2 protein-coding genes are annotated in these 2,118 nt (G+C 61.0%); both read right to left on the reverse strand.

Features of this window, described 5'->3' with window-relative positions:
* Positions 1–119: 119 nt before the first annotated feature.
* The gene (locus tag FEM54_RS31175) at positions 120–1,610 is read right to left on the reverse strand and encodes a diguanylate cyclase (protein ID WP_138454130.1); all 1,491 of its coding nucleotides are present in this window, start codon (positions 1,608–1,610) and stop codon (positions 120–122) included.
* Positions 1,611–1,797: 187 nt separating this feature from the next.
* The coding region (locus FEM54_RS31185) for an OprD family outer membrane porin (protein WP_138454129.1) at positions 1,798–2,118 on the reverse strand (321 nt) is incomplete at its 5' end.

Here is a 2,118-nt window from a genome sequence, read left to right on the forward strand (position 1 = left end):
TTTTTATGCCGATCGTTCCCACGCTCCGCGTGGGAATGCAGCCCTGGACGCTCCGCGTCCCGAAGCCTGACGCAGAGCGTCAGAAGAGGCATTCCCACGCGGAGCGTGGGAACGATCACCTAGCGGGCCGCAGCCTCCACAATGCGGTTGCGCCCGGTGTGCTTGGCCTCATACAGCGCTTGATCAGCATTGAGCAGCAAGTCCTCAAGTGCCATGCGGCTGCGCTTTTGCCAGGTGCTCATGCCGATACTCACTGTAATAGGCCCGTCGGCACCGGCCACCCGTGGCAAATGCTCGACGCTGCTGCGGATATGTTCGGCAATCAACCAGGCACCCTTGGCGTCGGTATGTGGCAGCACCACTGCAAACTCTTCGCCACCGTAGCGCGCTGCCAGGTCAGCCGGGCGGCGGATGTTGTCTTCGATCACTTGGGCAACCGCGCGCAATGCTTCATCGCCGCCGTGATGGCCATGCAGGTCGTTGAAGGCCTTGAAGTGATCCACGTCGATCATCAGCAGGCTCAGCGGCTCGGTTGAGCGTTGTGCGCGGTCCCATTCCAGGCGCAGGCGCTGGTCCAGGGTACGGCGGTTGGCAAGGCCGGTGAGGGCGTCGGTGGCTGCCAGTTCTGACAGCACTTGTTCGGCACGATGACGGCGACGCAGCTCCTTGCTCAGCATCCAGGTCAGCCACAGCAGGCCGATGCACAACACGCCCGTTGCCATGCTGACCAGCCACGCGGCACGCCGCCATGGGGCAAAGATTTCATCGCTGGACAACGCCACTGCGACAATTAAAGGCAAGCTGCCCACATTCGAAAAACTATAGAGCCGTGGCTGGTTGTCGACGCTGGAGACGCCCCGAAAGCTGCCGTCGCGTTCACGCAGCATGCGCGCGACATTGGGCCGCTGGCTCAAGTCCTTGTCGATCATGTCCACTTCCAGCAGCGGTTGTTGCGCCAGCAGGATGCCTTGGTGGTTGATCAGGTTGATGGTGCCGTTGCTTCCGATGTTCAGGCCGCTGAACAACTGTTGGAAGTACGACAGGCGCATCGAGGCCACCGCCACGCCCAGGAAGCGCCCGTCCGGCGATGACACGCGGCGGCTGAATGCGATGCGCCACTGGTCATCACACACGCAACGGGCCAGGAATGGGCGGCTGATATACAGCCCCAGGTCGGGGTTTTTGCGGTGTGCCTGAAAATAATCGCGATCAGCGAAGTTGCCGGTCTTGGGTGTGAGCAGCGAGGAGTCGGCTATCACTTCACCACTGGGGTCCAGCAACAGAATGTCGCCCTTGAAGGGTGCAGCGGCAGAGCGATCGAACAGCACCAGATGGCGGATACTGGCGGACACACCCTGCAGGTCGCTGCGTTCGGTGGCGGCGATCAGGCCCTTGAGGGCCATGTCATAGAGTTCGACGTTACGCAGCACATCGGCGTCGATCAGTTGGGTGATGTTATTGGCGGTGCGCTTGGCGGTCTGCAAGGTGTTGGCATGTTCGCGAATCAGCAGCGCGGTGACGATCGCCACGATCACAAAGACCGTGAGGCAACTGCCCAGGATCAGCAAGCGTTCCGGGCGAGGGGTGGGTCGGTAGAGACTTGGGCTCATCGGGCGTACTTCTGCTTCGAGGATGCCAATAGCGTAGTAGGCAATCGCAGGTTTGGTGGGAGCTGGCTTGCCTGCGATGCAGACACCTCGGTACATCTACAACACCGCAGCGATGCTATCGCAGGCAAGCCAGCTCCCACACAAGCCAGCTCCCACATCAGCTATTCATCGTCTGGCAGATTTATGCCTAGAACACGTTGATCGGGTAATCCACAATCACGCGGTATTCATCCACATCCCGGTCCACTGCCGAGTAGCCATTGCCACCGCGATTGGTTGCCCATTGCAGGCGCACGGCCAGGTCCTTGGCTTTGCCGCCTTGCACCACGTACTTCACGTCGATGTCGCGTTCCCAGTGCTTGGCGTCTTTGCCGTCGGCGCTGTACCAGGCGCTGTAGCCGCGGCTGTTGGGGTCGACCTTGGTCAGGTCGGTCTTGCCGCTGATATAGGACACGGCGGACGTCAGCCCGGGCATGCCGAGACCTGCAAAGTCGTAGGCGTACTTGAG

Origin of the sequence: Pseudomonas edaphica (assembly GCF_005863185.1) — a bacterium.
Lineage (GTDB): Bacteria > Pseudomonadota > Gammaproteobacteria > Pseudomonadales > Pseudomonadaceae > Aquipseudomonas > Aquipseudomonas edaphica.

Coding starts and splice junctions, on each gene's coding strand:
- FEM54_RS31175 (WP_138454130.1), bottom strand. CDS start 1,610: ATGAGCCCAAGTCTCTACCGACCCACCCCTCGCCCGGAACGCTTGCTG.